Raw genomic sequence first — 21,479 nt, forward strand, 5'->3', positions numbered from 1 at the left:
GGTCAGATGTCCTGACCCTTCTCCTGCAGCCGGTCCAGAAGCTGACGCTGCTCGCCCCGGCTGTCGCCGCGCCCGAATTGCAGGGCGCCCGAGGTAAAGAGCGTGCCGTAGGTCAGCGCGGCGTTCACCGTCTGGCCGATCCCGTCGATCAGCTGGCGGCGGTCCAGCGCGCGGAACGGGTGGATGAAGATCGCCCAGACACGGCCCTCGGCCACGGCATAGCGCGCGTCGAGCGCGCTGTCGAAATTCGCCTGCATCATGCGGCGGAGATCGGCCTCGGTCAGGCCCGCGGCGGATCGGATCGGCACCATGGCCCGCATCCGGTCGGCGCGCGGGTCGGTGACGATAAGGACGGGCACGTCCTCGATGGTGAAGCGGAACGCGCCGCCCGCCGCCTCGATCTCCGGGTCGAGGGCGGTCAGGATCTCGGTCATCCGGTCGAGCGTCATGTCGTGGGCCGCTGCGGGCAACGGCAGGAGGATCAGAAGGAGGAGCGCGCGGATCATAGCCCGATCCTAGGCGCCGCGACCCGCGACGCGAAATGAACCTTCGGTGATCGCGGCACTCAGCCCGGCAGCCGGTCGCGGACGAGCGCGGTCGCGGCGGCCAGCGCGGCCTCGACGCTCATCTCGGACGTATCGAGATACAGCGCGTCCGGGGCGGCGGCGAGCGGCGCCTCGACCCGGCCCATGTCGCGGGCATCGCGGGCGAGCACGTCCTCCAGCACGCCCTGCCGCGTCACCGCCGGGTCCTTGACCACCAGCTCCAGGTAGCGACGTTCGGCACGGACCTCGGGTGCGGCGGTGACGTAGAGCTTCACCTCGGCCTCGGGGACGACGACGGTTCCGATATCCCGCCCGTCGAGCACGGCGCCGCCTTCGCGTCGCGCCATGCGCCGCTGGAAGTCCAGCAGGGCCGCGCGTACCTCGGCGATCACGGCGCAGCGGCTGGCGGCGGCGGCGATCTCGGCGGTGCGCAGCGCGGGGCTCTCGAGGTCGTCCGGCCTGAGCGCACGGGCGGCTGCGGTCGCATCGTCGCCCGCCATCACGCGCGCGCCCACCGCACGGTAGAGCAGCCCCGTGTCGAGATGCGAAAACCCGAACTCGGCCGCCAGCGCCCGCCCGATCGTGCCCTTCCCCGACGCCGCCGGCCCGTCGATGGCCACCGTGAAGATCACGACGGCACCCGCGTGGTCAGGACCTCATCGGCCCGCGCGGACTGCGGCAGGTCGCCCGTCCCGGTCACAGCGACGCCCCCAGCCCATTCATCAAATCGCGAAAGATCGGAAAGGACGTGGCGATGGGCGTCGCGTCGTCGATCGTGACCGGAGCCTGGGCCGCCAGTCCGGCCACCGCGAAGGACATCGCGATGCGGTGGTCCAGATGGCTCTCGACCGCGCCGCCGCCGGGCATCCCACCTGCGCCACGGCCGTCGACCTCCCACCAGTCGGCGCCATCGCGCACCGTGATGCCGTTGGCCCGCAGGCCCGTCGCCATCGCGTCGATCCGGTCGCATTCCTTGACCCGAAGCTCGGCCACGCCGCGCATCACGGTTGTGCCCTCGGCATGGGCTGCGACGACCGAGAGAATCGGGTATTCGTCGATCATGGAAGCGGCCCGCTCGGGTGGCACCTCGATGCCGCGCATGTCGGGCGAGAAGCGCGCGCGGAGGTCGGCCACGGGCTCGCCCCCCTCTTCGCGCGGGTTTTCATAAGTCAGGTCCGCGCCCATGTCGCGCAGCGTCTCGAAGAGGCCCGCGCGCGTGGGGTTGAGGCCGATATTCGGCACCAGAACGTCCGAGCCGGGCACGATCAGCGCGGCACAGACGGGGAAGGCGGCGCTGGACGGATCGCGCGGCACCACGATGACCTGCGGGCGCAGCTCGGGGCGGCCGACCAGCGTGATGACGCGGCCCTCGGACGTCTCCTCGACCGACAGATCTGCGCCGAAGCCCGCCAGCATCCGCTCGGAATGGTCACGAGTCGCCTCGCGCTCGATCACGACGGTCTCGCCCGGCGCGTTCAGCCCCGCCAGCAGGACCGCCGACTTCACCTGTGCCGAAGGGACCGGGACCGCGTAGCGCACCGGCACAGGGTCAGACGCGCCCACGAGCGTCATCGGCAACCGCCCGCCCGAGCGGCCATGCGCCACCGCCCCGAAGAGCGCCAGCGGGTCCGTCACCCGCGCCATCGGTCGCGCCCGGAGCGAGGCGTCACCCGTATAGGTGACCGCGAAGCCGTGGGTCGCCGCCGCCCCCATCAAGAGGCGGGCGCCGGTGCCCGCGTTGCCGCAATCGATCACGTCCTCGGGCTCCATCAGCCCGCCGACGCCGACGCCGTGGACATGCCAGGTGTCGCCGCGCTTCACGACCTCGGCCCCGAAGGCCCGCATCGCGCGGCCGGTGTCGAGCACGTCCTGACCTTCCAGAAGGCCCGTCACCCGCGTCTCGCCCACGGCCATCGCGCCAAGGATCAGCGACCGGTGGCTGATCGACTTGTCGCCGGGCACATGCGCGTCGCCGGTCAACGGCCCGGAGGCGCGGGCGGTCAGGGGCTGGGGCGTTCCGTGGCCGGACATGGGCGGTCTCCTGTCGTCTCGGGCGCGGGCTTAGCGCGTCCCGCCGCCCCCCGCCACCATCAGTCGAACAGAGGGATGTGCGGGGCCGCGTCGCGGGGCAGCAGGCCGGCCAGGCGCGGGTCGGCGAGCACTTCGACCTCCTGCCGGGTCACGACGAAGCCGCTGCGCCGGTAGAAGGCGGGTGCGGCCGGGTGGTCGAGCGTGCAGGTATGGACCCAGACGCGCGCGGGCGATGTGGCCCAGGCGAGATCAAGCGCGCGGTTCATCATCCAGCGCCCGGCGCCCGTGCCCTGCATGGGCGCGACGAGCGCGAAAAAGGCAATCTCGACCGAGGTCCGGTCGCGGCGGTCGATCTCCAGAAGGCCGACCGCATCGGACCCGCGGCGCAGCACACGGATCTCCACGCCCGGATCGCCCAGGATCGCGGCCAGGGCCGGGTCGCCCATCGCCAGTCGCGACTGCCAGAGCCAATCCGCCCCGACGAGACGGAACAGCGCGCGATAGCTCTCCGGCGTCCGCGCCTCCAGCGGGCCGAGCGTGAGGTCTGTACAAGGCGCCTCGGGTCGCGGGGCGGGCTTCGCGCGCATCTCCAGATGGGTCACGATGGTGGCGATGTGGCCGTCGGGCACGTCGTGAAAGCCGGGGGCGAGCGCGGTCATGGGTATCTCCTTGGCCTCCGCGATAGCCGCCCCTGCCCCGATCCGTCCAGCCACCCTGTCCAAGCGGGCCGCCGCCCCTATCTACCCCCCAATGAAACGCCGCACCTTCCTCGGCCTCGGTGCCCTTCTGGGCATCGGGGCCTGCGCCACACGCGAGGCCACCATGGGCAACCGCTACTATTCGGGCCCGGTCTCGGATCACTTCGACGGCACGCAGTTCTTCAACCCCGGCGGCACCGCGCCCAAAGGGTTTCGCGACCTCCTCCGCTGGCAGTTCGAAGGCGGAAAAGCCGATTGGCCCGACGATGTCGGCATCACGCGCGCCAAGCCCGAGGCGCGGGTCGCGGACCTGCGGGTCACGATGATCGGCCACGCGACCGTGCTGATCCAGGCGGGCGGGCTGAATATCCTGACGGACCCGGTCTGGTCCCGCCGCGCGAGCCCGCTCAGCTTCGCCGGTCCCGCGCGCGCGACGGCGCCCGGTGTGGCCTTCGCGGACCTGCCTCCGATCGATGCCGTGCTGCTCAGCCACAACCATTACGACCACCTCGACATCGCGACGCTGCGACGCCTCCACGCCGCGCACGGAATGCCGGTGCTGACGCCGCTCGGGAACGACACGATCCTGCGGGACGCGATCGACGGGATCGACGCGCGGGCGGGCGATTGGGGCGGCGTGCTCGAAGCGGGCGACCTCGCCGTCCGCCTCCTGCCCTGCCACCACTGGAGCGCACGCGGCACGGGCGACCGCAGTCACGCGCTCTGGGCCAGCTTCGCCATCGAGACACCTGCGGGCCGCATTCTCCATATCGGCGACACCGGCTATGACGACGGACGTCCCTACGCCGCCGCCGCCGCGCACGGCCCCTACCGGCTGGCGATCCTGCCGATCGGCGCCTACGCGCCCCGCTGGTTCATGAAGGATCAGCACCAGAACCCCGAAGAGGCGGTCGCGGGCTTCCGCGCCTCGGGCGCGCGTCACGCGTTGGCGCACCATTGGGGGACGTTCCAGCTGACGAACGAGGCCCGGGACGAGCCTCCCGGTCGCCTCCGCAAGGCCCTGGCGCAGACGGATATGAGCGCCGACAGCTTCCGCGCCGTCCCACCGGGCGAGGTCTGGGACGTCCCGGCCTGACGCCCGGCCCTCCTCTGGCCTGAAATACCTACGGGGTTCTCCAAGGGGGACGTGTCCCCCTTGGACGGGGGAGCGCGAGGGGGCTGGCCCCCTCGCCCCGCCCTACCGCCGGCGAAACGTCATGTAATGCGGGACACGGTCCTCGCGGATCGCCTTGGCCTCGTAGCGGGTGCGCACCCAGTCGTTCCAGGGCGTGCGCCAGTCCGACGGCCCCTCGGCCAGCCAATCAAAGCCGTGGCGCGGCACCTCTTCCATCGTCTGGCGGACGTAATCGGGGATGTCCGTCGCGACCCGGAACTCGGCCCCGGGCTTCAGGATGCGGGCCAGCGGCTCCAGGTGCTCGGGCGTCACGAAGCGCCGCCGATGGTGGCGCGATTTCGGCCAGGGATCGGGATAGAGCAGAAACGCCTTCGCGATACTCGCCTCGGGCAGCACGTCGAAGAGGTCGCGCGCGTCGCCGGGATGGATGCGGACATTGTCGACCGCCGCCTGCCTCAGCTTGCCCAGCAGCATCGCGACGCCGTTGATATAGGGCTCGGCCCCGATGATCCCGACCTCCGGGTTGGACGCGGCCTGATGCACCATGTGCTCACCGCCGCCGAAGCCGATCTCCAGCCAGATGTCGCGCCCGCCGAAGAGCGCGGCAATGTCCAGCGGCGCGCGTTCGGGGTTCGCGTCCCAGTCGACCGCCCCGGGCGACAAAGCCGCGAGATCGGCGTCAAGATAGCCCTGATGCGATGCCTTCAGGTGCTTGCCCTTGATGCGGCCATAGAAATTGCGATGCGGTCGGTCGGTCATGGCGCGGGCCATACGACGGGCGGGCGGCGGGGTGAACCCCGTCCCTCAGCCCGTGATGCGGTTGATGTGGCCCATCTTGCGGCCCGGGCGGACCTCGGACTTGCCGTAGAGATGCACCTGCGTCGCCGGTGCGGCCAGATGCGCGGGCAGACGGTCCATGTCGTCGCCAATCAGGTTCTCCATCACCACGTCCGCATGACGCCGCCCGTTGCCCAGCGGCAGGCCCGCGACGGCGCGGATATGCTGCTCGAACTGGTCGACCGCGCAGCCGGCCTGCGTCCAGTGGCCCGAATTGTGCACCCGCGGCGCGATCTCGTTCACGACGAGGCCCGACCCCGTGACGAACAATTCGACCCCGAGGACGCCGACATAGTCGAGCGCGTTCACCACGCGCCCGGCCAAGAGCGCGGCATCGGTGCGCTCGGCCCCCGAGAGCGCGGCAGGCACCGTCGTCGTCCTGAGGATACCCCCCTCGTGAACGTTCTCGCCCGGATCGAAGCAGACTGTCTCGCCCGAAAGGCCCCGCGCGACGATCACCGACACCTCGCGGCGGAAATCGACAAAGCCTTCGAGGATGGCGTCCTGCCCTGCCATCGCGGCGAAGGCGTCGGCGGCCTGACCCGGATCGTCGATGCGCACCTGGCCCTTGCCGTCATAGCCCAGCCGCCGGGTCTTGAGGATCGCAGGCGTGCCGAGTTCGGCCAGCGCCGTTTGAAGCGCGGCGAGGTCGGGGATGTCGCGGAACGGCGCCGTCGCAAGCCCGAGACCGCCGAGGAACGTCTTCTCGGTCAACCGGTCCTGGCTGACGGCCAGCGCGTCTATATTCGGGCGGATCGGGCGGGCCGCGCCGAGCAGGTCGAGCGCGGTCGCAGGCACGTTCTCGAACTCGTAGGTGATGACCGAGACGCCGGCGGCGAAGGCACGCAGCGCGGCCTCGTCCTCGTAAGGGGCCTGCGTGACGGCATGGGCGACATGGGCGGCGGGGGCCGCGCCGGGTTCGTAGATATGGGTGAGGTAGCCGAGGCGACTGGCGGCGACCGAGAGCATGCGGCCGAGCTGTCCGCCACCGAGGATGCCGATTGTCGCGCCGGGTGGGAGCGCCGTCATTCGGGCGTCTCCGGAATGCCGTCCGACAGGGCCTGCCGCCACGCGTCGAGCCGCTCCGCCAGCTCGGGGTCGCCCAGCGCGAGGATGCCCGCCGCCATCAGGCCCGCATTGGCCGCCCCCGCCGCCCCGATCGCCATGGTCGCCACCGGAAAACCGCGCGGCATCTGGACGATGGAGTAGAGCGAATCCACCCCCGAGAGCGCCTTGGTCTGCACCGGTACGCCGATCACGGGCAGCCGCGTCTTCGACGCCATCATGCCCGGCAGATGCGCCGCACCGCCCGCCCCCGCGATGATGACCTTGAGGCCGCGCCCGACGGCCTCGCGCCCATAGGACCAGAGGCGGTCGGGCGTACGATGCGCCGAGACGATCCGCGTCTCGTAGCCGACCCCGAGCGCGTCCAGCATCTCCGCCGCGCCCTGCATCGTCGGCCAGTCGGAGGTCGATCCCATGATGATCCCCACGGGCGGTGCGTCAGCCATCTTGGCGCCTCATGCGATGATGTCGGGGGTCAGCTCGTCCTCGATCCGCGCGATGCGGTCCTTCAGGGCGAGCTTCTGCTTCTTGAGCCGCTTGACCGCCAGAAGATCCGGCGAGCGCGACTCCTCCATCGCCCGGATGGCCGTATCGAGATCGCCATGTTCCTGTCGGAGCACCTGGAGGCGCACGCGCAACACCTCCTCGTGGCTCATCTCGCTTGGGGTCTCTTGCATCGGCTCCGGCGTGGGTCAGACGAGGATTGCCGCGTCCTACACGGCTTGGGCGCGCGGGTCCAATGATCTTGCACCGCGGCCTGCGCATACCCACATTGCCTTCCGAACCCGGTGCCGCACAGGCGGGCCGGGCCACACTCGGATCGCTTGACGCATGAGGACCCGACGATGAGCAAGACGACCTTCGCCACCCATCCGTTTCTTTTGGGCTTCGACGAGCTGGAACGGCTGGTCGAGCGCACCGCGCGCACCGGCAACGACGGCTACCCACCCTACAATATCGAGCAGACCGGCCCTTCGGGCTTCCGCATCACGCTGGCGGTCGCGGGCTTCCGCGAGGCGGATCTTGCGATCACGCTGGAGGATCGCCAACTGGTGATCCGCGGCCGGAGCCAGGATGACGGCGAGCGGACCTACCTCCACCGGGGCATCGCCGCGCGGCAATTCCAGCGCGCCTTCGTCCTCGCCGAGGGCGTCGACGTGCAGGCCGCGACGATGGAACACGGATTGTTGCATATCGACCTGCAACGATCCGAGCCCGAGAACGTTGTTCAGACGATCCGCATCGAAACCGGCGGGAGCAGCGCAAGCTGATCCGCGCGACGCGAAAGGATGGTCCCATGGCCAGACACGAACTCACGAACGCGACGACGACCGGGCTTGTTTATGTGCGCAAGGTCGAGATCGGCGATCTCCCGAGTGCTGTGCAGCAGGAGGCGCGGGACGGCGGGCTGGACGAGATCTATGCGCTCCACAAGCCCAATGGCGAGCAGGTTGCCCTGGTCGGCAACCGGGGCCTCGCATTTTCGCTGGCGCGGCAGAACGACCTGAACCCGGTCAGCGTCCACTGAACCGACGTGACGGGGTCCGACGCCCCGCCCGCGATGACGAACGGCGCCCCATGGGGCGCCGTTTTCGTATCGGTGGTCTGATGTGTCGGGCGGCCGAAATGGCGGCGCGGCGGTCAGTTCGCGCGTTTTATCATCTCGGCCAAGAAGTGCGACAGGCCCATCGTATCCGACGGCTTGCGAATGATCGGGACATCATCGCCGTAGCGGCTACGGAGCGTGTCGAGATCATCGCGCCCGGTATGGAAGAGGAATGGCTTGCCCGCCGCGCGCAGTTCGTCGGCGACCGGGAAGACCGCCTCGCCCCGAACATCCACGTCGAGAACCGCCGCATCCGCATCGCGGATACGGGTCAACGCCGTCGCGACGCTGGAACAGGGGCCGAGGATCTCGGCGCCCTCGTCCTCCAGCGACATCGCCACTTCCATGGCGATGAGCGCTTCGTCCTCGACGACGAGAATGTTCAGTTCATCAAGCATGCGTTGCCGCGTCTTTCGCTCCGGTCCCTCGCCCGTCCTGCGCGTCGGACCGATCCGACGCAGCCGGTGCGGGGCGGGTCCGTGACGGACCGGCCCGCATCGGGCGCTCTGACGGTCAAACCACGGCTCCGCGAGATCGGTTCCGGCAATCTGGAGAGAAATCGGACCTGATCGGGCCGCGAATGTCGGAACCCGCTTTTTCATATTTCGCACATGTTCTGGTCCTCCAGAAATCCTGGAGGACTCGTCCGCGCACTTTTGTGCGCAAATGTCGGGACGGGGCGGTGGGGCGCCCCGGCCGTGGGCGGCGCTGGCGTCAGCCTGCGATCAGGCCCATGCCTTCGAGTTTCAGGAGAACCTGCTGCGCACAGTTGTCCACCTCGAACCCTTCGGTGTCGACCACCAGTTCGGCGGCGACCGGTGCTTCGTAAGGGTCCGAGATGCCGGTGAATTCCTTGATCTTCCCCTCGCGCGCCAACTTGTAGAGACCCTTGCGGTCGCGCCGCTCGCATTCCTCCAGCGAGGTGGCGACATGCACCTCGACGAAGGCGCCATAGGCCTCGATCATCTCCCGGACCGAGCGTCGGGTCGCGGTGTAGGGTGCGATCGGCGCACAGATCGCGATGCCGCCGTTCTTGGTGATCTCGGACGCGACATAGCCGATCCGCTTGATGTTGATGTCGCGATGCTCCTTCGAGAAGCCCAGCTCGCTCGACAGGTGCTTGCGGACCACGTCTCCGTCCAGAAGCGTCACGGGGCGACCGCCCATTTCCATCAGCTTGACCATGATGGCGTTGGCGATGGTGGATTTGCCCGACCCCGACAGCCCGGTGAAGAACACGGTGAAGCCCTGCTGGCTGCGCGGCGGCGAGGTTCGGCGGAGTTCGCGAACCACCTCGGGGAAGGAGAACCATTCGGGGATCTCCAGGCCTTCGCGCAGGCGGCGGCGCAGCTCGGTGCCCGAGATGTTCAGGATGGTGACGTCATCACAGTCCGCGATCTCGTCGGCGGGCTCGTACTGTGCGCGCTCGGCGACATAGACCATGTGCTTGAAGTCGACCATCTCGAGGCCGATCTCGTCCTGATGCTGCCGGAAGAGGTCCTGCGCCTCATAGGGTCCGTAGAAATCCTCCCCTGCCGAATTCTTGCCGGGACCGGCGTGGTCGCGCCCGACGATCATGTGGGTGCAGCCGTGGTTGCGGCGGATGATGCCGTGCCACACCGCCTCGCGCGGGCCGGCCATGCGCATGGCGAGATTCAGAAGGCTCATGGTCGTGGTCGAGGGCTGGTACTTGTCGAGCACCGCCTCGTAACAGCGGACGCGCGTGAAGTGGTCCACGTCGCCCGGCTTGGTCATGCCGACGACCGGGTGGATCAGTAGGTTCGCCTGCGCCTCGCGCGCGGCGCGGAAGGTCAGTTCCTGATGCGCGCGGTGCAGCGGGTTGCGCGTCTGGAAGGCGACGATGCGGCGCCATCCCAGCTTGCGGAAATAGGCGCGCAATTCGTTGGGCGTGTCTCGGCGGGCGCGGAAATCGTAATGCACCGGCGGCTGGATGCCGGTGATGGCCCCGCCCAGATAGACCGGCCCGGCCTGGTGGTGCAGGTAATTCACCGCCGGGTGGGCCAGATCGTCGGCGCCGTAGACCATCTCGGCCTCGCGCGCCTTGTCGGGCGTCCAGAGATCGGTGACCGACAGGATCGCGAGGATCACGCCCTCGGCATCGCGCAGCGCGATATCCTGACCTTCGGCGATCTCGCCCGCAAAGGCCTCGGACACGTCGAGCGTGATCGGCATCGGCCAGAGTGTGCCATCGGCCAGCCGCATCTCTGCGACGACGCCGTCGTAATCGGCCTCGCTCATGAAGCCCTTCAGGGGCGCGAAGCCGCCGTTCATCAGAAGTTCGAGGTCGCAGACCTGGCGCGGCGTCAGATCCCAGCTCGGCAGGGCGGCGGCCTCGTGCCGGAGCTTCTGCGCGCTGTCATAGCTGACATAGAGTTCCTGGATCGGGGCGAGGTTCGGCGAGGCGGTGGACATGCGGTGTTCCCGTGCGGTCGGTGGCTGCGGCGCGTCTCGCACGCGAGTGGCGCGATTTTAAGGCCGGTCATTCGGGGACCGGCCATGCGCCAGCGGCATGGCAGACGTCAAGGGCGGCACCCGGCCCGACGCGACAGATAGGCGGCAAACCCTTCGGGAAGCCTAACGCCGCGGAACGACGCGTGCGGTCACTCCGCGGGTTCGTCCACCGGGGCGCCGTAGCCCAGCGGCGCGGACTGGTCCTGATCGATCTCGGAATCGAGCCCGTGCTCGGCCAGAAACCGTTCCGCCTCCAGCGCGGCCATGCAGCCCATTCCGGCGCTCGTGACCGCCTGGCGGTAGATGTGATCCGTCAGGTCGCCCGCCGCGAAGACGCCGGGAATGCTGGTCACGGTCGAATCGGGCTTGGTGACGACGTAGCCGCCCATATGGGTTTCGAGCTTGTCCTTCACCAGCTCGGAGGCGGGCGCGTGGCCGATGGCGATGAAGACGCCGGTGCACGCAACCTCCTGCGTGGCACCCGTCTCGCGGTGGGCCAGCCGGACGCCGGTCACGCCCTTGGGCATGTCGGTGCCCAGCACTTCCTCGAGTTGATGATCCCAGATCGTCTCGATCTTGGGGTTCTTGAAGAGCCGGTCCTGCAGGATCTTCTCGGCCCGGAGCGTGTCGCGGCGGTGCACGAGGATGACCTTCTCGGCGAAGTTCGTCAGGAACAGCGCCTCCTCGACGGCGGTGTTGCCCCCGCCGACCACGATGACCGTCTGGCCGCGATAGAAGAAGCCGTCGCAGGTGGCGCAGGCGCTGACGCCGAAGCCCTTGAACGTCTCTTCGGACGGCAGGCCCAGCCACTTCGCCTGCGCCCCCGTCGCGAGGATCAGGGCGTCGGCGGTATAGGTCGTGCCGCTGTCGGACTTGGCCGTGAAGGGCCGCTTCGAGAGGTCCAGCTCGGAGATGTGGTCGCCCACGATCTCGGTGCCGACGGCGCGGGCATGGGCCTCCATCCGCTCCATCAGCGCGGGACCCTGCACCTCGGTGTCGCCGGGCCAGTTCTCGACCTCGGTGGTGATCGTCAGCTGGCCGCCGGGCTGAATGCCCTGCACCAGGACGGGCTCGAGCATGGCGCGGGATGCGTAGACGGCGGCGGTATAACCCGCCGGGCCGGAGCCGATGATCAGAACCTTGGAATGACGGGTCTCGGACATGGGGCGGCCTCCTCGCGTTTGGGCTCCCGATATGGGGCCGAATCGCGGCGGGCGGAACCCCCGCAGCGGCGCCTCGGGCGCAAGATGATTGCGGAGATGCGAAACATTCTTGCGCAACAACCCCTCGCGTGGGAAAGATCGCGCCACCCCCGAGGAGAGACCCATGCCCGCAACCAAGCTCGATCCCATCGACCGCCAGATCCTCGCCGAGCTTCAGGCCGACGGGCGGATGACCAATGTCGAGCTGGCGCGGCGGGTCGGCATCTCGGCCCCGCCCTGCCTGCGCCGCGTGCGCGCGCTCGAGGAGGCGGGCCTGATCCAGGGCTACCACGCGGATGTGAACGCCCGCGCGCTGGGCTTCGAGGTGCAGGTCTTCGCGATGGTGTCGCTGCAGCGCCAGGCGGAGGTCGACCTTTCGGCCTTCGAGGCGCTGGCCACCCAGTGGCCCCTCGTGCGGGAGTGCCACATGCTCAACGGCGAGATCGACTTCATCCTGAAATGCGTGGCCCCCGATCTTTCGACCTTCCAATCCTTCCTGACGGGCGAGCTGACGGCGGCCGACAACGTCGCGTCGGTCAAGACGTCGCTGGTGATCCGGGGCGCAAAGGACGTGCCCGGCGTGCCCTTCGACGTGCTCGAGGCGCGTCTGGCGATGGACGCCTGATGGCCCGGCCCAGCTTTCACATGATCGACGGCGCACCCTCGCCCGTCGCGACCTTCTCCCATTGCACCGAGGTCGATGGCTGGGTCTTCCTGACCGGCCAGATGCCGACCTGGCCCGGCGAGCCGGACCGCGCGCTGCCCGATGGCGTCGCCGCACAGACCGCCCGCGTGATGGACAACCTGATCCTCGTCCTCGAGGGCATGGAACTCGATCTGGGCTGCGTCGCGCAGGCGCGGGTCTACCTCACCGACTTCGAGCGGGACTACGCCACGATGAACGCGACCTATGCCGCCTATTTCCCCAAGGGCGCGCTTCCGGCGCGGACCTGCATCGGGGTCACCGGGCTTGCGGTGGGCGCGCTGGTCGAAATCGACATGGTCGCCCGCCGCCCCTGACCGGCCTGCCCGATTCCCGTCATGTTCGGCGATTTCGGGTGCATCCGGGCACTGTTTGGCATGTCGCTACAATATCTCGCGATTCTCGGAAACGGGCAGCCCCGACGGTGGGGTTTGTCGCGATCCCGCGCGGCAAAGCTGCCCCGAGTCTGCCTTATTTCCGCACTAGAATGGCCTTAGTTTCGACTTGGGGAAAACAAGATGAACGTCTGCATCAAGTACTGGAGCGCCGCGCCGCGCTGCACCGGCTCACTCATGGATCAGCTACACGGAGCCTCGCCTGGCGGGCTGGAGGCGGGAGTGGCGATCCTGCTGCTCGTGGGCGCCGCGATCGCCGTTTTCGTGTTCCGCAATCCGGCATGACGCACGCGACCGGCCGCTTCGGGGGGAGCGGCCGGTCGCAGTAGCCCGGGTCTGGCCGTCGGGGGGCGGTCAGACCTTGAGGCTGGGGATGATCTGCTTCTTGCGGCTCATCACGCCCGGCAGCACGACCTGATCGCCCGTGACGGGAACGCCGAAGCTCGCCTCGGCGACCGATTTCACCAGCGCGTTCGGCACGAGGAGCGTCGCCTCCTCGGCGAGGATGTCCACCACGAAGAGCAGCACCTGTGCGACGCCGTCCTCGGCGGCGACGGCGGGCATCGCCTCCATCAGCGCGGCCTTCCTGTCGAGGATCGCGGCGGGCGACGTCGTCTCGAGGACCGAGACGCGGAACTTGGTGCCGCCGACCTCGTACTCCTTCGAATCCATCCGCAGAAGCTCGGCCTCCGAGAAGGACGACACGTCCGACTTGGCCGCGAACATGTCGGCGGCGAAGGACGGGATGTCGACGCCGAGGTCGTCGGCCAGCCGCTCGGCCACCGCGCGGTCGTGATCGGTCGTCGTCGGCGAGCGGAATTCCAGCGTGTCCGAGAGGATGCAGGTCAGCATCGCGCCCTTGATCCCTTCGGGCGCCGAGGACAGCGCCTGCCCCATCAGGTCCGCCATGATCGTCGCGGTGCAGGCCAGCGGGCGGATCGTGATGTCGATCGGGGCTGCCGTCTCGAGCCCGCCGACCAGCTTGTGATGGTCGATGATCTGTCGCAGGTCGGCCTGCGCGATCGAGGCCGGAAGCTCGGCGGGGTTGTTGGTGTCGACCACGACGACCGGCTGGCCGGGGGCCAGCTCCGAGATCACCTCGGGCATGTCGAGGCCCCAGCGGCCCAGCATCCACGCCGCCTCGGTGTTGGGCTGGCCGGTCAGGACGGCGCGGGCGGGCGTGCCCTGCACCTCGGACATGTACCACGCCCAGGCGATGGGGCTGCCGGTCGAGTCGGTATCGGGGGAGAAATGGCCGAGAACGAGGTGGGTCATGGGGCAGGTCCCTGGGGTGATGGCGGTCGCGCGGGGCCTTAGCGCGCCCGGCGGCGCTTGTCACGGGGGCGCCCGCGCCGCTATCCCCGACCCCATGCGCGAGACCGACCTCTACCCGCCGGTGAAGGCCTTCCTCGAAGGCCAGGGCTACGCGGTGAAGGGTGAGATCGGACCCGCCGACGTGGTCGCCATCCGGGGCGACGAGCCGCCGGTCATCGTCGAGCTGAAAACCGGGTTCAGCCTGGCGCTCGTGCATCAGGGCATCGACCGGCAGGCGATCACGCCGCATGTCTATCTCGCCGTGCCGGACGTCGCGGGGCGGCGCGGATGGTCGGCGCTGAAGGCCAACCTCAAGCTCGCCCGGCGGCTGGGGCTCGGGGTGCTGACGGTGCGGGCGCGCGACGGGCTGGTGACGGTCCATTGCGACCCCGGCCCCTTCCAGCCCCGCCTGCTCTCGAAGCCCCGCGCCCGGCTGCTGCGGGAATTCGCGGCCCGGCGCGGCGACCCGTCGCCCGGCGGTGCCACGCGGATCGGACTGGTGACGGCCTACCGCCAGGATGCGCTGGCCCTCGCGGCGCATCTGGCGGCCGAGGGCACATGCCGTGGCCGCGACGCGCGAGCTGCGACCGGCGTGACCCGCGCCACGCAGATCATGCGCGACAACCACTACGGCTGGTTCGTGAAGGTCGCCGTGGGCACGTTCGAGCTGACCGAGGCGGGCCGCGCGGCGGCGGAGGGGGCAAATCCCTGAAGGAGGGATTTGCGGGCGCATCGCGGCGGCGGGGCGGGATGGGTGGCCCCCGTGGCACCCGCATATTTGGGGAGCAAAGACCGGCAGCCTCGCACGGCCGTGACCCGATGCGCATTGCGCGGGCCGGGCCGCGCGGGCATTCGGGCGGGATGCGCCTGTTCCTGATGACCGCCCTCGCCGTGACGCTTCTGGCGGCCAACTCGCTTCTGACGCGCGCGGGAGTGCTCGACGGGACTGATCCCGTAGCCTTCGCGGCGATCCGGGTCGGGGCGGGCGCGATCGTGCTGGGTCTGCTCGCGGCGGGGCGTGGCATCGACCTTCGCGGCAGGCGGCGCTGGGGTGCCGCGTTGGCGCTGGTGATCTACCTTATGGGCTTCAGTCTCGCCTATCGCAGCCTCGACGCGGGGCTCGGCGCGCTGATCCTCTTCGCGACGGTCCAGCTGGCCCTTTTTGCCGCCGGTGCGGTCCGGGGCGAACGGGCGGGCCCGGTGCGCATGGTGGGCATGGCGATAGCGCTGGGCGGGCTCGTCTGGCTGTTGGCCCCCGGCGGCGGGCCCTGGGCGATGGTCGATGCCGTGCTGATGGGCGCCGCGGGGCTCGGCTGGGCGGCCTACAGCTTTGCGGGCAAGTTCGAGCCGAAGCCGCTCGCGGGCACGGCCGGGAATTTCATCCTCGCCGCCGGGGCCGTCCTCCTTGCCGCACCGCTCTGGTGGGGGGCGGACGTCACACCGCTGGGCTGGATCACCGCCGTCGCATCCGGTGCGGTCGCCTCGGGGCTGGGATACGCGCTGCTCTTCCGGGTGCTGCCGCGCATGGGGCTTGCGACGGCAGGCGTCGCCCAACTCTCGGCGCCGGTGATCGCGATGGCCGGCGGCGCGCTCCTGCTGGGCGAATGGCCCACCGGGCGCGCGCTGGCGGCGGCGAGCCTCGTGCTGGCCGGTATCGCGCTGGCGACGATCGGGCCGCGGCGTCAGCCCACGATGCGCTCCAGCGGATCGTAGCGCGGCGCGCCCGCCTCCATCCACGCAACGGAGGGCAATGCAAGCGGGCGATAGCGCAGCTCCGCCATCTGGGCGCGCGTGACCCAGCGGCGGCGCGTCACCACGCCCTCGGGATCCTCCCACGCGGGATCGAGCGTCCCCCGCACAAGACGGCAGCGAAAGAAGAGCTCGACCTGGTGGAAGTCCCGCGCGGGATCGTGGAACTCGTTGACGAGGCAGGGCGCATCGACCCGCACCTCCAGCCCGGTTTCCTCGCGCACCTCGCGGGCGAGGTTCTCGGGCAGGCCTGCATGCGGCTCGGCCCCGCCGCCAGGGGCGCACCAGAGGTCGCTCCCCACCGAGGGCGGATAGGCATTGACCAAGAGGAGCCGGTCGCGATGGACGAGGATCGCGCGGGCGGCGATGCGGATGGGGCGGTGCGTCATGCCGGCCGACATAGCCTGGCTCGCCGCCACGTCGCGCTGGCGAGCGACCCCGCGCGCACATAGATGGGAGGGATGATCCGCCTTGCCCTGCTTCTTGCGGCCTTCGCCCTGCCCCTCCGGGCCGAGACGGTGCCCGATTGCGTGGTGCTCCTGCATGGGCTGGCGCGGAGCGATGCATCGCTGATCGTGATGGAAGAGGCGCTGGAGGCCGAGGGTTTCCAGACCGTGAATGCCGACTACCCCTCGACCACGGACGATATCGCGGCCCTGGCCGCGCTGACCCTGCCCCGCGCCTTCGCGGGCTGCGCCCCGGACGCCCCCGCGATCCATGTCGTGACCCATTCGATGGGCGCGATCCTGCTGCGCCATTGGTATGGCACCGCGACGCCGATCCGGCCGGGCCGCACGGTCATGCTGGCCCCGCCGAACCAGGGCTCGGAACTGGTGGACGCGCTGGGGGGCCTAGCCCCCTTCGAATGGATGAACGGACCCGCCGGATTGCAGCTTGGCACCGACGGGCTGGCGCCGCGGCTGGGGCCGGTCTGGCCCGGCGTCGGGGTCATCGCGGGGACGCGCAGCCTCAATCCCGTGGCCTCGGCCATTCTGCCGGGGCCGGATGATGGAAAGGTCTCGGTCGCATCGACGCGGGTCGAGGGCATGGACGACCATATCGAACTGCCGGTGACGCATACCTTCCTGATGAACTCGCCGCTCGTGATCGGCGAGGTGCTGGCCTTCCTGCGCACCGGGCGCTTCGACCGCGATCTGGGCTATACGGACGTGATCGAGACCTTCACCGACTAGGCAAGCCCCTCGCGGGCCAGCGCCTCCAGAAGCGGGCCGATCCGGGCCTCGTGGCGCGCCCAGCCCCCCTCGGAGGTCCGGTAGATCGGCTGGCGCACCTGCGCGAAGCTCAGCGTGTCGACCCGTCCCGCCGTCTCATGGAAGCCGAGCACGCGGTCGTCCCAGCCGAGCCCGCAGGCGCCCAGCAGCGCGCGCGCCTCGGCCGCGGGATCCGCCAGCAGCGCCTCGTAGCGGATGGTGTGGAACGCGCCCTCGGGCAGGCGGTCGCGCCAGCCCTCGACCGCCGCACGGAACAGCGCCGCATGGGCCGCGATGCCTTCAGGCGAGGCGGCATAGCGGTGCGTGCCGTCCGGAAAGTGATTGCGCCAGATCGACAGGGCGGTGTCGCGGGGATCGCGGTCGACGACGACGATCGCGGCGCGCGGCAGGATCGCGCGGATGAGACCGATCTCGACGAAGGAATGGATCGACTTGTCGGTGACGCGCCCGGAGGCTCCGGTCAGGCGGCGGACCCGTGCGTCGTAATCGGCGCCGATGGCCCCGAGCATGTCCGGAGGCGGCGTCTCGCCCCGGTCGAGCCGCGTGACGAGCGGGCGGATCGCGTGCGACAGCAGGCCCAGCTCGCCGCCCGCGGTCACGTCCGGGTGCGCGGCAAGGATGGCCTCGACCAGCGTCGTGCCCGAACGGGGCAGGCCCGTGACGAAGATCGGCGCGGCCTCGCAGTCGCTGGGCGCGAGGTCGGCAAGCTGCGGCCATCGCCCGAACGCGCGGTCGAGTCCGGCGCGGTCGGCCGCGGCGTCGTGCGGAAAGGCGTCGGCGGTGGCGGCGTTGGCGCGGGCCAATGCGGCGAAGGCGGCGTCGGGCGCGTGCGGCTCGGTCGCGCGGGCCAGCGCATAGAGCGCCAGCCGCCGGTCGGAGGCCGGCGTCGCCTCGGCCTTGGCGGCGCTGCGCATCGCGCCGATGGCCGCATCGTCCGCGCCAAGCTTGCCGCCATAGGCCAGCGCGCGGAGCGCCGTGCCATGGGCCGGGTGCGCGGCGATGGCGGCGCGCAGATCGGCCTCGGCGTCGTCGGACCGCCCCAGCGACTGGTAGAGCTGGCCCCGCGCCGCCAGGAGGTCGGCGTCACCCGGCGCGCGGTCGAGCGCCGCGCCATAGGTGGCGAGCGCCGCGTTCGCATCGCGGGCCGAGGCCTGCACGTGGCCGAGAAGAAGGGCGCGATCAGCGGCGTCGGCCTTGCGCGCGGCGGCCGGCTCCAGCGCAAGATCGGGGCGCTTCATTGCCAGCGCCGCCTCGGCGGCGAGACGCAGCGGCGCGTCGGATTTGGGCGCCAGGGCGCGGGCGGCCTCGGCGGCGCGAAACGCAGGCTCGGCCAGATCCCCGGCGAGTGCCAGCCGCCCGAATGCCATTTGCGCATCGGCCCAGCCGGGCGCGGCCTGAACGGCGCGCCGCGCTTCGGCCAGGGCCTGCGGCATCCGGCCCGCGCGGGCCAGCGCCCGGACCAGTCCCAGCCGCAGATCGGCGGCATAGGGCTCGAGCCGCAAGCCGCGGGCGAAGGCGTCCGCCGCCTCGGGCCCCTTGCCCGCGTCGAGCCGGGCCTGCCCCAGCATCGCCCAGACGATCGCTCCGGCCTGCGCCTTGAGAAGCGGGGCCGCGACGGTCTCGGCGCCCCTCAGGTCACGGGCCTTCACCTTCGCCGAGAGTGCGGCGAGGTCGCGCTTGCCCGCGGCCCCCGTTCCTTGCGCGCGGGCACCCTTGCCCGCGGCCGCGCCCTGCACCATCGCGACCAGCGGCGCGGGCAACCCGGCCCCCTTCGCGCGCTTGACGAAGGCGGGTCCGGCCCCGGCGGCATGGGCGGCCAGCGCCGCTTCCATCCAGACCGCAGGCTCCTTCGGGGCGGCGGCCAGGATCGCGTCGAACCCGGCCTGCGCATCCCCGGCCCGACCGTCGATCAGCGCGGCCCGTGCCCGAAGAAAAGCCGCCTCCACCCCGTCGAGCCCGCGCAGCGCCGCGATGGCGGCATCGGGGCGATCGGCATCGATGGCGCGGCGGGCGTCGGCAAGGGGATCGGGTGCATCACTCATGCCCGCCGCCTAGCACGGGCCACGGGGCCCCGGAAGCCGCGCCACAAAATTGCCGGATTCGCACCAACAGGCGAAATCGAAACCTATTGTTTCCGCCAAACCGGTTGATCCAACCCCCTGCCTCCGGCCTATAAGACGGCCTGCGGTGGGGGCCGTATCTGCTTGGACGATTTCGTCATGACTGCTTACCAGCGGCTTCCTTCCGCGTCGCATATCCCTGTCACACCCGCCGCTGCGGACCGCGAGGCATCGCGCGCCACCGTCGCGCTCGATCTCGCCTGGTTCGACCCCAGTGGCCGCGCCACGTGGGACCGGCGGCACCTCCCCGACACGCCCGAAGTGACCGGCGCCGTGGCGAGCCTGGCGCGCGGGGCGATGCTCAAGGGCACGGACGGCCCGATTGCGGTCGAGGACCTGATGCCCGGCGACGAGGTCTCGACGCAGGACGGCGAAACGGTTCGGATCGACTGGATCGGCTCGCGCACCTACGCGCCGTCGGACGAGCGGCCCACCTTCTACCGCGTGACCGCCCGCGCCTTCGGGCCGAATGGCCCCGAGGCGGACGTCATGCTGGGCGCCCGCGCCCATGTGCTGATCGAACACCGGCTCTGCTACGAACTCCTGCGCGTGCCGCGCGCCTTCGCGCCCGTCGCGGCACTCGAGGACGGACATCTCGTGTCGGCGGTCACGCCTCCGGGCGAGGTCACGGTCTACGGCATCGCCTGTTCGGGCCAGTCCGCGGTGATGGTCTCGGGCCTCGCGGTCGAGAGCTACCACCCCGCCCGTGCGACCGGACGAAGCCTCAACCGCACCGTCCTGTCCGACATGGCCCGGCTCTTTCCGCAGATCGGCGACGGCGACGGGTTCGGCCCGCCCCGCATCCCGTATCTCAGCGCGTCCGAAGCGCACGGGCTGGCGATGGCCATCGGCTGACGGCTGGAAAGCGGCGATCCTTGCTGTAGGTATCGCGGCGACCCCAACCGTTCCGGAGACCGGCCCCCATGCAGATCATTCACGCCCTGTCCGAGGTCTCGGACCGCTACCGCGCGCTGTTCGTGGATCTCTGGGGCTGCGTCCATGACGGGGTGCGGCCCTATCCCGGCGCGGTCGAGGCGCTGCGGGCCTATCGGCAAGGCGGAGGCCACGTCATCCTCGTGACCAACTCGCCCCGCCCGCGCGCTGGCGTCGCCGAACAGATCGTCGAGATGGGCGTGACCGAGGACGCCTATGACGACATCGCGACCTCCGGCGATTCGGCGCGGACGGCGATGTATCGCGGGGCGGTCGGGACGCGCGTCTGGCACCTTGGACCCGAGTTCGACGCCGGGTTCTTCCAGCCGCCCGCCGTGCTCGACGATCCGCTGGCCGTCGAACGCGTGCCGCTGGAACAGGCCGAGGGCATCGTCTGCACCGGCCCGCTCGACCCCTTCGCCGACCCGTCCGTGATGCGGCCCCAGTTTCTCGCCGCCAAGACGCGCGGATTGAAGCTGCTTTGCGCCAACCCCGATATCGTGGTGGATCGCGGCGGCGTCCGCGAATGGTGCGCCGGCGCTTACGCCGAGCTCTACACCGAGATGGGGGGCGAGAGCCTCTATTTCGGCAAGCCGCATCCGCCGATCTACGACCTCGCGCGGCGGCGGCTGGGACAAATCGCGGATGTCTCGGACGCTTCGATCCTCGCCATCGGCGACGGCCCCGCGACCGATGCGGCCGGAGCGATGGGCGAAGATCTCGATCTCCTCTTCATCTCGGGCGGCCTCGGCGCCGAGGAAACGGCCACGCCCGAGGGCGGCGACCCGGACCCCGACAAACTGGACACCTATCTCGCGGCAACGGGCGTCGCACCGACCTACGTCATCGGAACGCTTCGGTAACGTTCGGTCTCTTCTGCGGCAAAATTCGAACAATTCTTTCGTCGTGACTTGCCGCAATGCGGCATCCATGCTAGTTCGCCCCCATGAGTTCGGAGGGAGCGCCCATGCTCGACAACATGCCCCAGAGCACGATCTGCATCGAAGATATCGAGATCGGCATGACGCGGTCGCTGACCAAGGTGGTGACCGACCGCGACATCGAACTCTTTGCCGAGGTGTCGACCGACCACAATCCCGTCCATCTCGACGATGACTACGCGCGGGACACGATCTTCGAAGGCCGCATCGCGCACGGGATGCTGACCGCGGGCCTGATCTCGGCGGTGATCGGCGAACAGCTTCCGGGCCATGGCACGGTCTATCTGGGCCAGACGCTCAAGTTCCTCGCGCCTGTGCGGCCCGGCGACCTCGTGACCGCTTCGGTCACGGTGACCGCGATGGATATCGCGCGCCGCCGCGTCACCATGGACACCGTGGCCGAGATCGACGGCAAGCCCGTCCTCAAGGGGGAAGCGACCGTCATGGCGCCGTCGCGCAAGTTCGACTGACGCCGGGGCCGGGCCGCGCTTGCGCCCCACG

General features: G+C 70.2%; 26 protein-coding genes. 12 read left to right on the forward strand and 14 right to left on the reverse strand.

Features of this window, described 5'->3' with window-relative positions; genetic code table 11:
- Positions 1–2 precede the first annotated feature (2 nt).
- The 4 genes from Q0833_RS11700 to Q0833_RS11715 form a co-directional block, all read right to left on the reverse strand.
- Positions 3–506, reverse strand: a complete 504-nt coding sequence (locus tag Q0833_RS11700) for a hypothetical protein (RefSeq protein ID WP_298434453.1) — start codon at positions 504–506, stop codon at positions 3–5.
- A 59-nt stretch (positions 507–565) separates the two neighbouring features.
- Complete coding sequence (locus tag Q0833_RS11705) at positions 566–1,177, reverse strand: d(CMP) kinase (RefSeq protein ID WP_298434456.1); 612 nt, start codon at positions 1,175–1,177, stop codon at positions 566–568.
- A gap of 64 nt (positions 1,178–1,241) precedes the next feature.
- Positions 1,242–2,576, reverse strand: a complete 1,335-nt coding sequence (aroA, locus tag Q0833_RS11710) for a 3-phosphoshikimate 1-carboxyvinyltransferase (RefSeq protein ID WP_298434459.1) — start codon at positions 2,574–2,576, stop codon at positions 1,242–1,244.
- 59 nt (positions 2,577–2,635) lie between these two features.
- A complete protein-coding gene (locus tag Q0833_RS11715) occupies positions 2,636–3,235 on the reverse strand; it encodes a GNAT family N-acetyltransferase (RefSeq protein WP_298434462.1) in 600 nt (199 codons plus the stop codon).
- A gap of 91 nt (positions 3,236–3,326) precedes the next feature.
- Here Q0833_RS11715 and Q0833_RS11720 point away from each other — a divergent pair, with 91 nt between their 5' ends.
- Positions 3,327–4,370, forward strand: a complete 1,044-nt coding sequence (locus tag Q0833_RS11720; protein ID WP_298434464.1) for an MBL fold metallo-hydrolase — start codon at positions 3,327–3,329, stop codon at positions 4,368–4,370.
- Positions 4,371–4,472: 102 nt separating this feature from the next.
- On the opposite strand, the gene Q0833_RS11725 is transcribed toward Q0833_RS11720, so the two are convergent.
- From Q0833_RS11725 to Q0833_RS11740, 4 genes are read right to left on the reverse strand one after another with little or no spacing between them, the layout of a single operon-like run.
- Entirely contained in the window at positions 4,473–5,168 is a 696-nt protein-coding gene (locus Q0833_RS11725) for a tRNA (guanosine(46)-N(7))-methyltransferase TrmB (RefSeq protein WP_298434467.1), read from the reverse strand.
- Positions 5,169–5,213: 45 nt separating this feature from the next.
- Complete coding sequence (locus tag Q0833_RS11730; RefSeq protein WP_298434470.1) at positions 5,214–6,275, reverse strand: 5-(carboxyamino)imidazole ribonucleotide synthase; 1,062 nt, start codon at positions 6,273–6,275, stop codon at positions 5,214–5,216.
- Positions 6,272–6,757, reverse strand: coding sequence for a 5-(carboxyamino)imidazole ribonucleotide mutase (gene purE, locus Q0833_RS11735; RefSeq protein ID WP_298434473.1), 486 nt, complete (start codon positions 6,755–6,757; stop codon positions 6,272–6,274). Before purE ends, Q0833_RS11730 begins: the two co-directional genes overlap by 4 nt.
- 9 nt (positions 6,758–6,766) lie before the next feature.
- Entirely contained in the window at positions 6,767–6,988 is a 222-nt protein-coding gene (locus tag Q0833_RS11740) for a DUF465 domain-containing protein (RefSeq protein WP_298434476.1), read from the reverse strand.
- Positions 6,989–7,156: 168 nt separating this feature from the next.
- Between Q0833_RS11740 and Q0833_RS11745 the strand changes: the two genes are divergently transcribed.
- Both Q0833_RS11745 and Q0833_RS11750 read left to right on the forward strand, forming a co-directional pair.
- A complete protein-coding gene (locus tag Q0833_RS11745) occupies positions 7,157–7,582 on the forward strand; it encodes an Hsp20 family protein (RefSeq protein ID WP_298434479.1) in 426 nt (141 codons plus the stop codon).
- A gap of 26 nt (positions 7,583–7,608) precedes the next feature.
- The gene (locus Q0833_RS11750; RefSeq protein WP_298434482.1) at positions 7,609–7,839 is read left to right on the forward strand and encodes a DUF1150 family protein; all 231 of its coding nucleotides are present in this window, start codon (positions 7,609–7,611) and stop codon (positions 7,837–7,839) included.
- Positions 7,840–7,952: 113 nt separating this feature from the next.
- Here the strand turns inward: Q0833_RS11750 and Q0833_RS11755 are convergent, their stop codons facing one another.
- The 3 genes from Q0833_RS11755 to trxB all read right to left on the reverse strand — a co-directional run bounded on the left by Q0833_RS11755 (position 7,953) and on the right by trxB (position 11,552).
- Positions 7,953–8,315, reverse strand: coding sequence for a response regulator (locus tag Q0833_RS11755; RefSeq protein ID WP_298434485.1), 363 nt, complete (start codon positions 8,313–8,315; stop codon positions 7,953–7,955).
- 316 nt (positions 8,316–8,631) lie between these two features.
- Positions 8,632–10,350: a bifunctional sulfate adenylyltransferase/adenylylsulfate kinase gene (locus Q0833_RS11760; RefSeq protein ID WP_298434488.1), complete on the reverse strand. Its 1,719-nt coding sequence runs from the start codon at positions 10,348–10,350 to the stop codon at positions 8,632–8,634.
- Between the two features lie 188 nt (positions 10,351–10,538).
- Positions 10,539–11,552: a thioredoxin-disulfide reductase gene (gene trxB, locus Q0833_RS11765; RefSeq protein ID WP_298434491.1), complete on the reverse strand. Its 1,014-nt coding sequence runs from the start codon at positions 11,550–11,552 to the stop codon at positions 10,539–10,541.
- 163 nt (positions 11,553–11,715) lie between these two features.
- Here trxB and Q0833_RS11770 point away from each other — a divergent pair, with 163 nt between their 5' ends.
- The 3 genes from Q0833_RS11770 (at position 11,716) to Q0833_RS11780 (ending at position 12,974) form a co-directional block, all read left to right on the forward strand.
- Entirely contained in the window at positions 11,716–12,216 is a 501-nt protein-coding gene (locus tag Q0833_RS11770; RefSeq protein WP_298434494.1) for an Lrp/AsnC family transcriptional regulator, read from the forward strand.
- Positions 12,216–12,611 carry a RidA family protein gene (locus Q0833_RS11775; RefSeq protein WP_298434497.1) on the forward strand — a complete coding sequence of 132 codons (396 nt, stop codon included), beginning with the start codon at positions 12,216–12,218 and terminating at the stop codon, positions 12,609–12,611. The genes Q0833_RS11770 and Q0833_RS11775 overlap by 1 nt, the downstream gene beginning before the upstream one ends.
- Before the next feature lie 201 nt (positions 12,612–12,812).
- Positions 12,813–12,974, forward strand: coding sequence for a hypothetical protein (locus tag Q0833_RS11780; protein WP_298434500.1), 162 nt, complete (start codon positions 12,813–12,815; stop codon positions 12,972–12,974).
- A 69-nt stretch (positions 12,975–13,043) separates the two neighbouring features.
- Here Q0833_RS11780 and Q0833_RS11785 read toward each other — a convergent pair whose 3' ends face one another.
- Complete coding sequence (locus Q0833_RS11785) at positions 13,044–13,964, reverse strand: manganese-dependent inorganic pyrophosphatase (protein ID WP_298434503.1); 921 nt, start codon at positions 13,962–13,964, stop codon at positions 13,044–13,046.
- 94 nt (positions 13,965–14,058) lie between these two features.
- On the opposite strand from Q0833_RS11785, the gene Q0833_RS11790 reads away from it, so the two are divergent.
- Together Q0833_RS11790 and Q0833_RS11795 are read left to right on the forward strand one after the other, a co-directional pair.
- Positions 14,059–14,715 (forward strand): DUF2161 domain-containing phosphodiesterase, encoded by a 657-nt coding sequence (locus Q0833_RS11790; protein WP_298434506.1) that lies wholly within the window; start codon positions 14,059–14,061, stop codon positions 14,713–14,715.
- 149 nt (positions 14,716–14,864) lie between these two features.
- Positions 14,865–15,716, forward strand: a complete 852-nt coding sequence (locus tag Q0833_RS11795; protein ID WP_298434509.1) for a DMT family transporter — start codon at positions 14,865–14,867, stop codon at positions 15,714–15,716.
- Here Q0833_RS11795 and Q0833_RS11800 read toward each other — a convergent pair.
- Positions 15,686–16,141, reverse strand: a complete 456-nt coding sequence (locus Q0833_RS11800) for an NUDIX domain-containing protein (RefSeq protein WP_298434512.1) — start codon at positions 16,139–16,141, stop codon at positions 15,686–15,688. The two genes, Q0833_RS11795 and Q0833_RS11800, sit on opposite strands and share 31 nt — an antisense overlap.
- 72 nt (positions 16,142–16,213) lie before the next feature.
- Here Q0833_RS11800 and Q0833_RS11805 point away from each other — a divergent pair, with 72 nt between their 5' ends.
- Entirely contained in the window at positions 16,214–16,945 is a 732-nt protein-coding gene (locus Q0833_RS11805) for an alpha/beta fold hydrolase (RefSeq protein ID WP_298434516.1), read from the forward strand.
- On the opposite strand, the gene Q0833_RS11810 is transcribed toward Q0833_RS11805, so the two are convergent.
- Positions 16,942–19,026, reverse strand: a complete 2,085-nt coding sequence (locus Q0833_RS11810; protein ID WP_298434519.1) for a tetratricopeptide repeat-containing sulfotransferase family protein — start codon at positions 19,024–19,026, stop codon at positions 16,942–16,944. The genes Q0833_RS11805 and Q0833_RS11810 overlap by 4 nt on opposite strands.
- A 177-nt stretch (positions 19,027–19,203) precedes the next feature.
- On the opposite strand from Q0833_RS11810, the gene Q0833_RS11815 reads away from it, so the two are divergent.
- The 3 genes from Q0833_RS11815 to Q0833_RS11825 all read left to right on the forward strand — a co-directional run bounded on the left by Q0833_RS11815 (position 19,204) and on the right by Q0833_RS11825 (position 21,448).
- A complete protein-coding gene (locus Q0833_RS11815; RefSeq protein WP_298434522.1) occupies positions 19,204–19,959 on the forward strand; it encodes a Hint domain-containing protein in 756 nt (251 codons plus the stop codon).
- Between the two features lie 68 nt (positions 19,960–20,027).
- Complete coding sequence (locus tag Q0833_RS11820; protein ID WP_298434525.1) at positions 20,028–20,900, forward strand: TIGR01459 family HAD-type hydrolase; 873 nt, start codon at positions 20,028–20,030, stop codon at positions 20,898–20,900.
- A gap of 104 nt (positions 20,901–21,004) precedes the next feature.
- Positions 21,005–21,448, forward strand: a complete 444-nt coding sequence (locus Q0833_RS11825) for a MaoC family dehydratase (protein ID WP_298435109.1) — start codon at positions 21,005–21,007, stop codon at positions 21,446–21,448.
- The last annotated feature ends 31 nt before the right edge of the window (positions 21,449–21,479 follow it).

Source organism: uncultured Jannaschia sp. (genome assembly GCF_947503795.1).
Classification (GTDB): domain Bacteria; phylum Pseudomonadota; class Alphaproteobacteria; order Rhodobacterales; family Rhodobacteraceae; genus Jannaschia.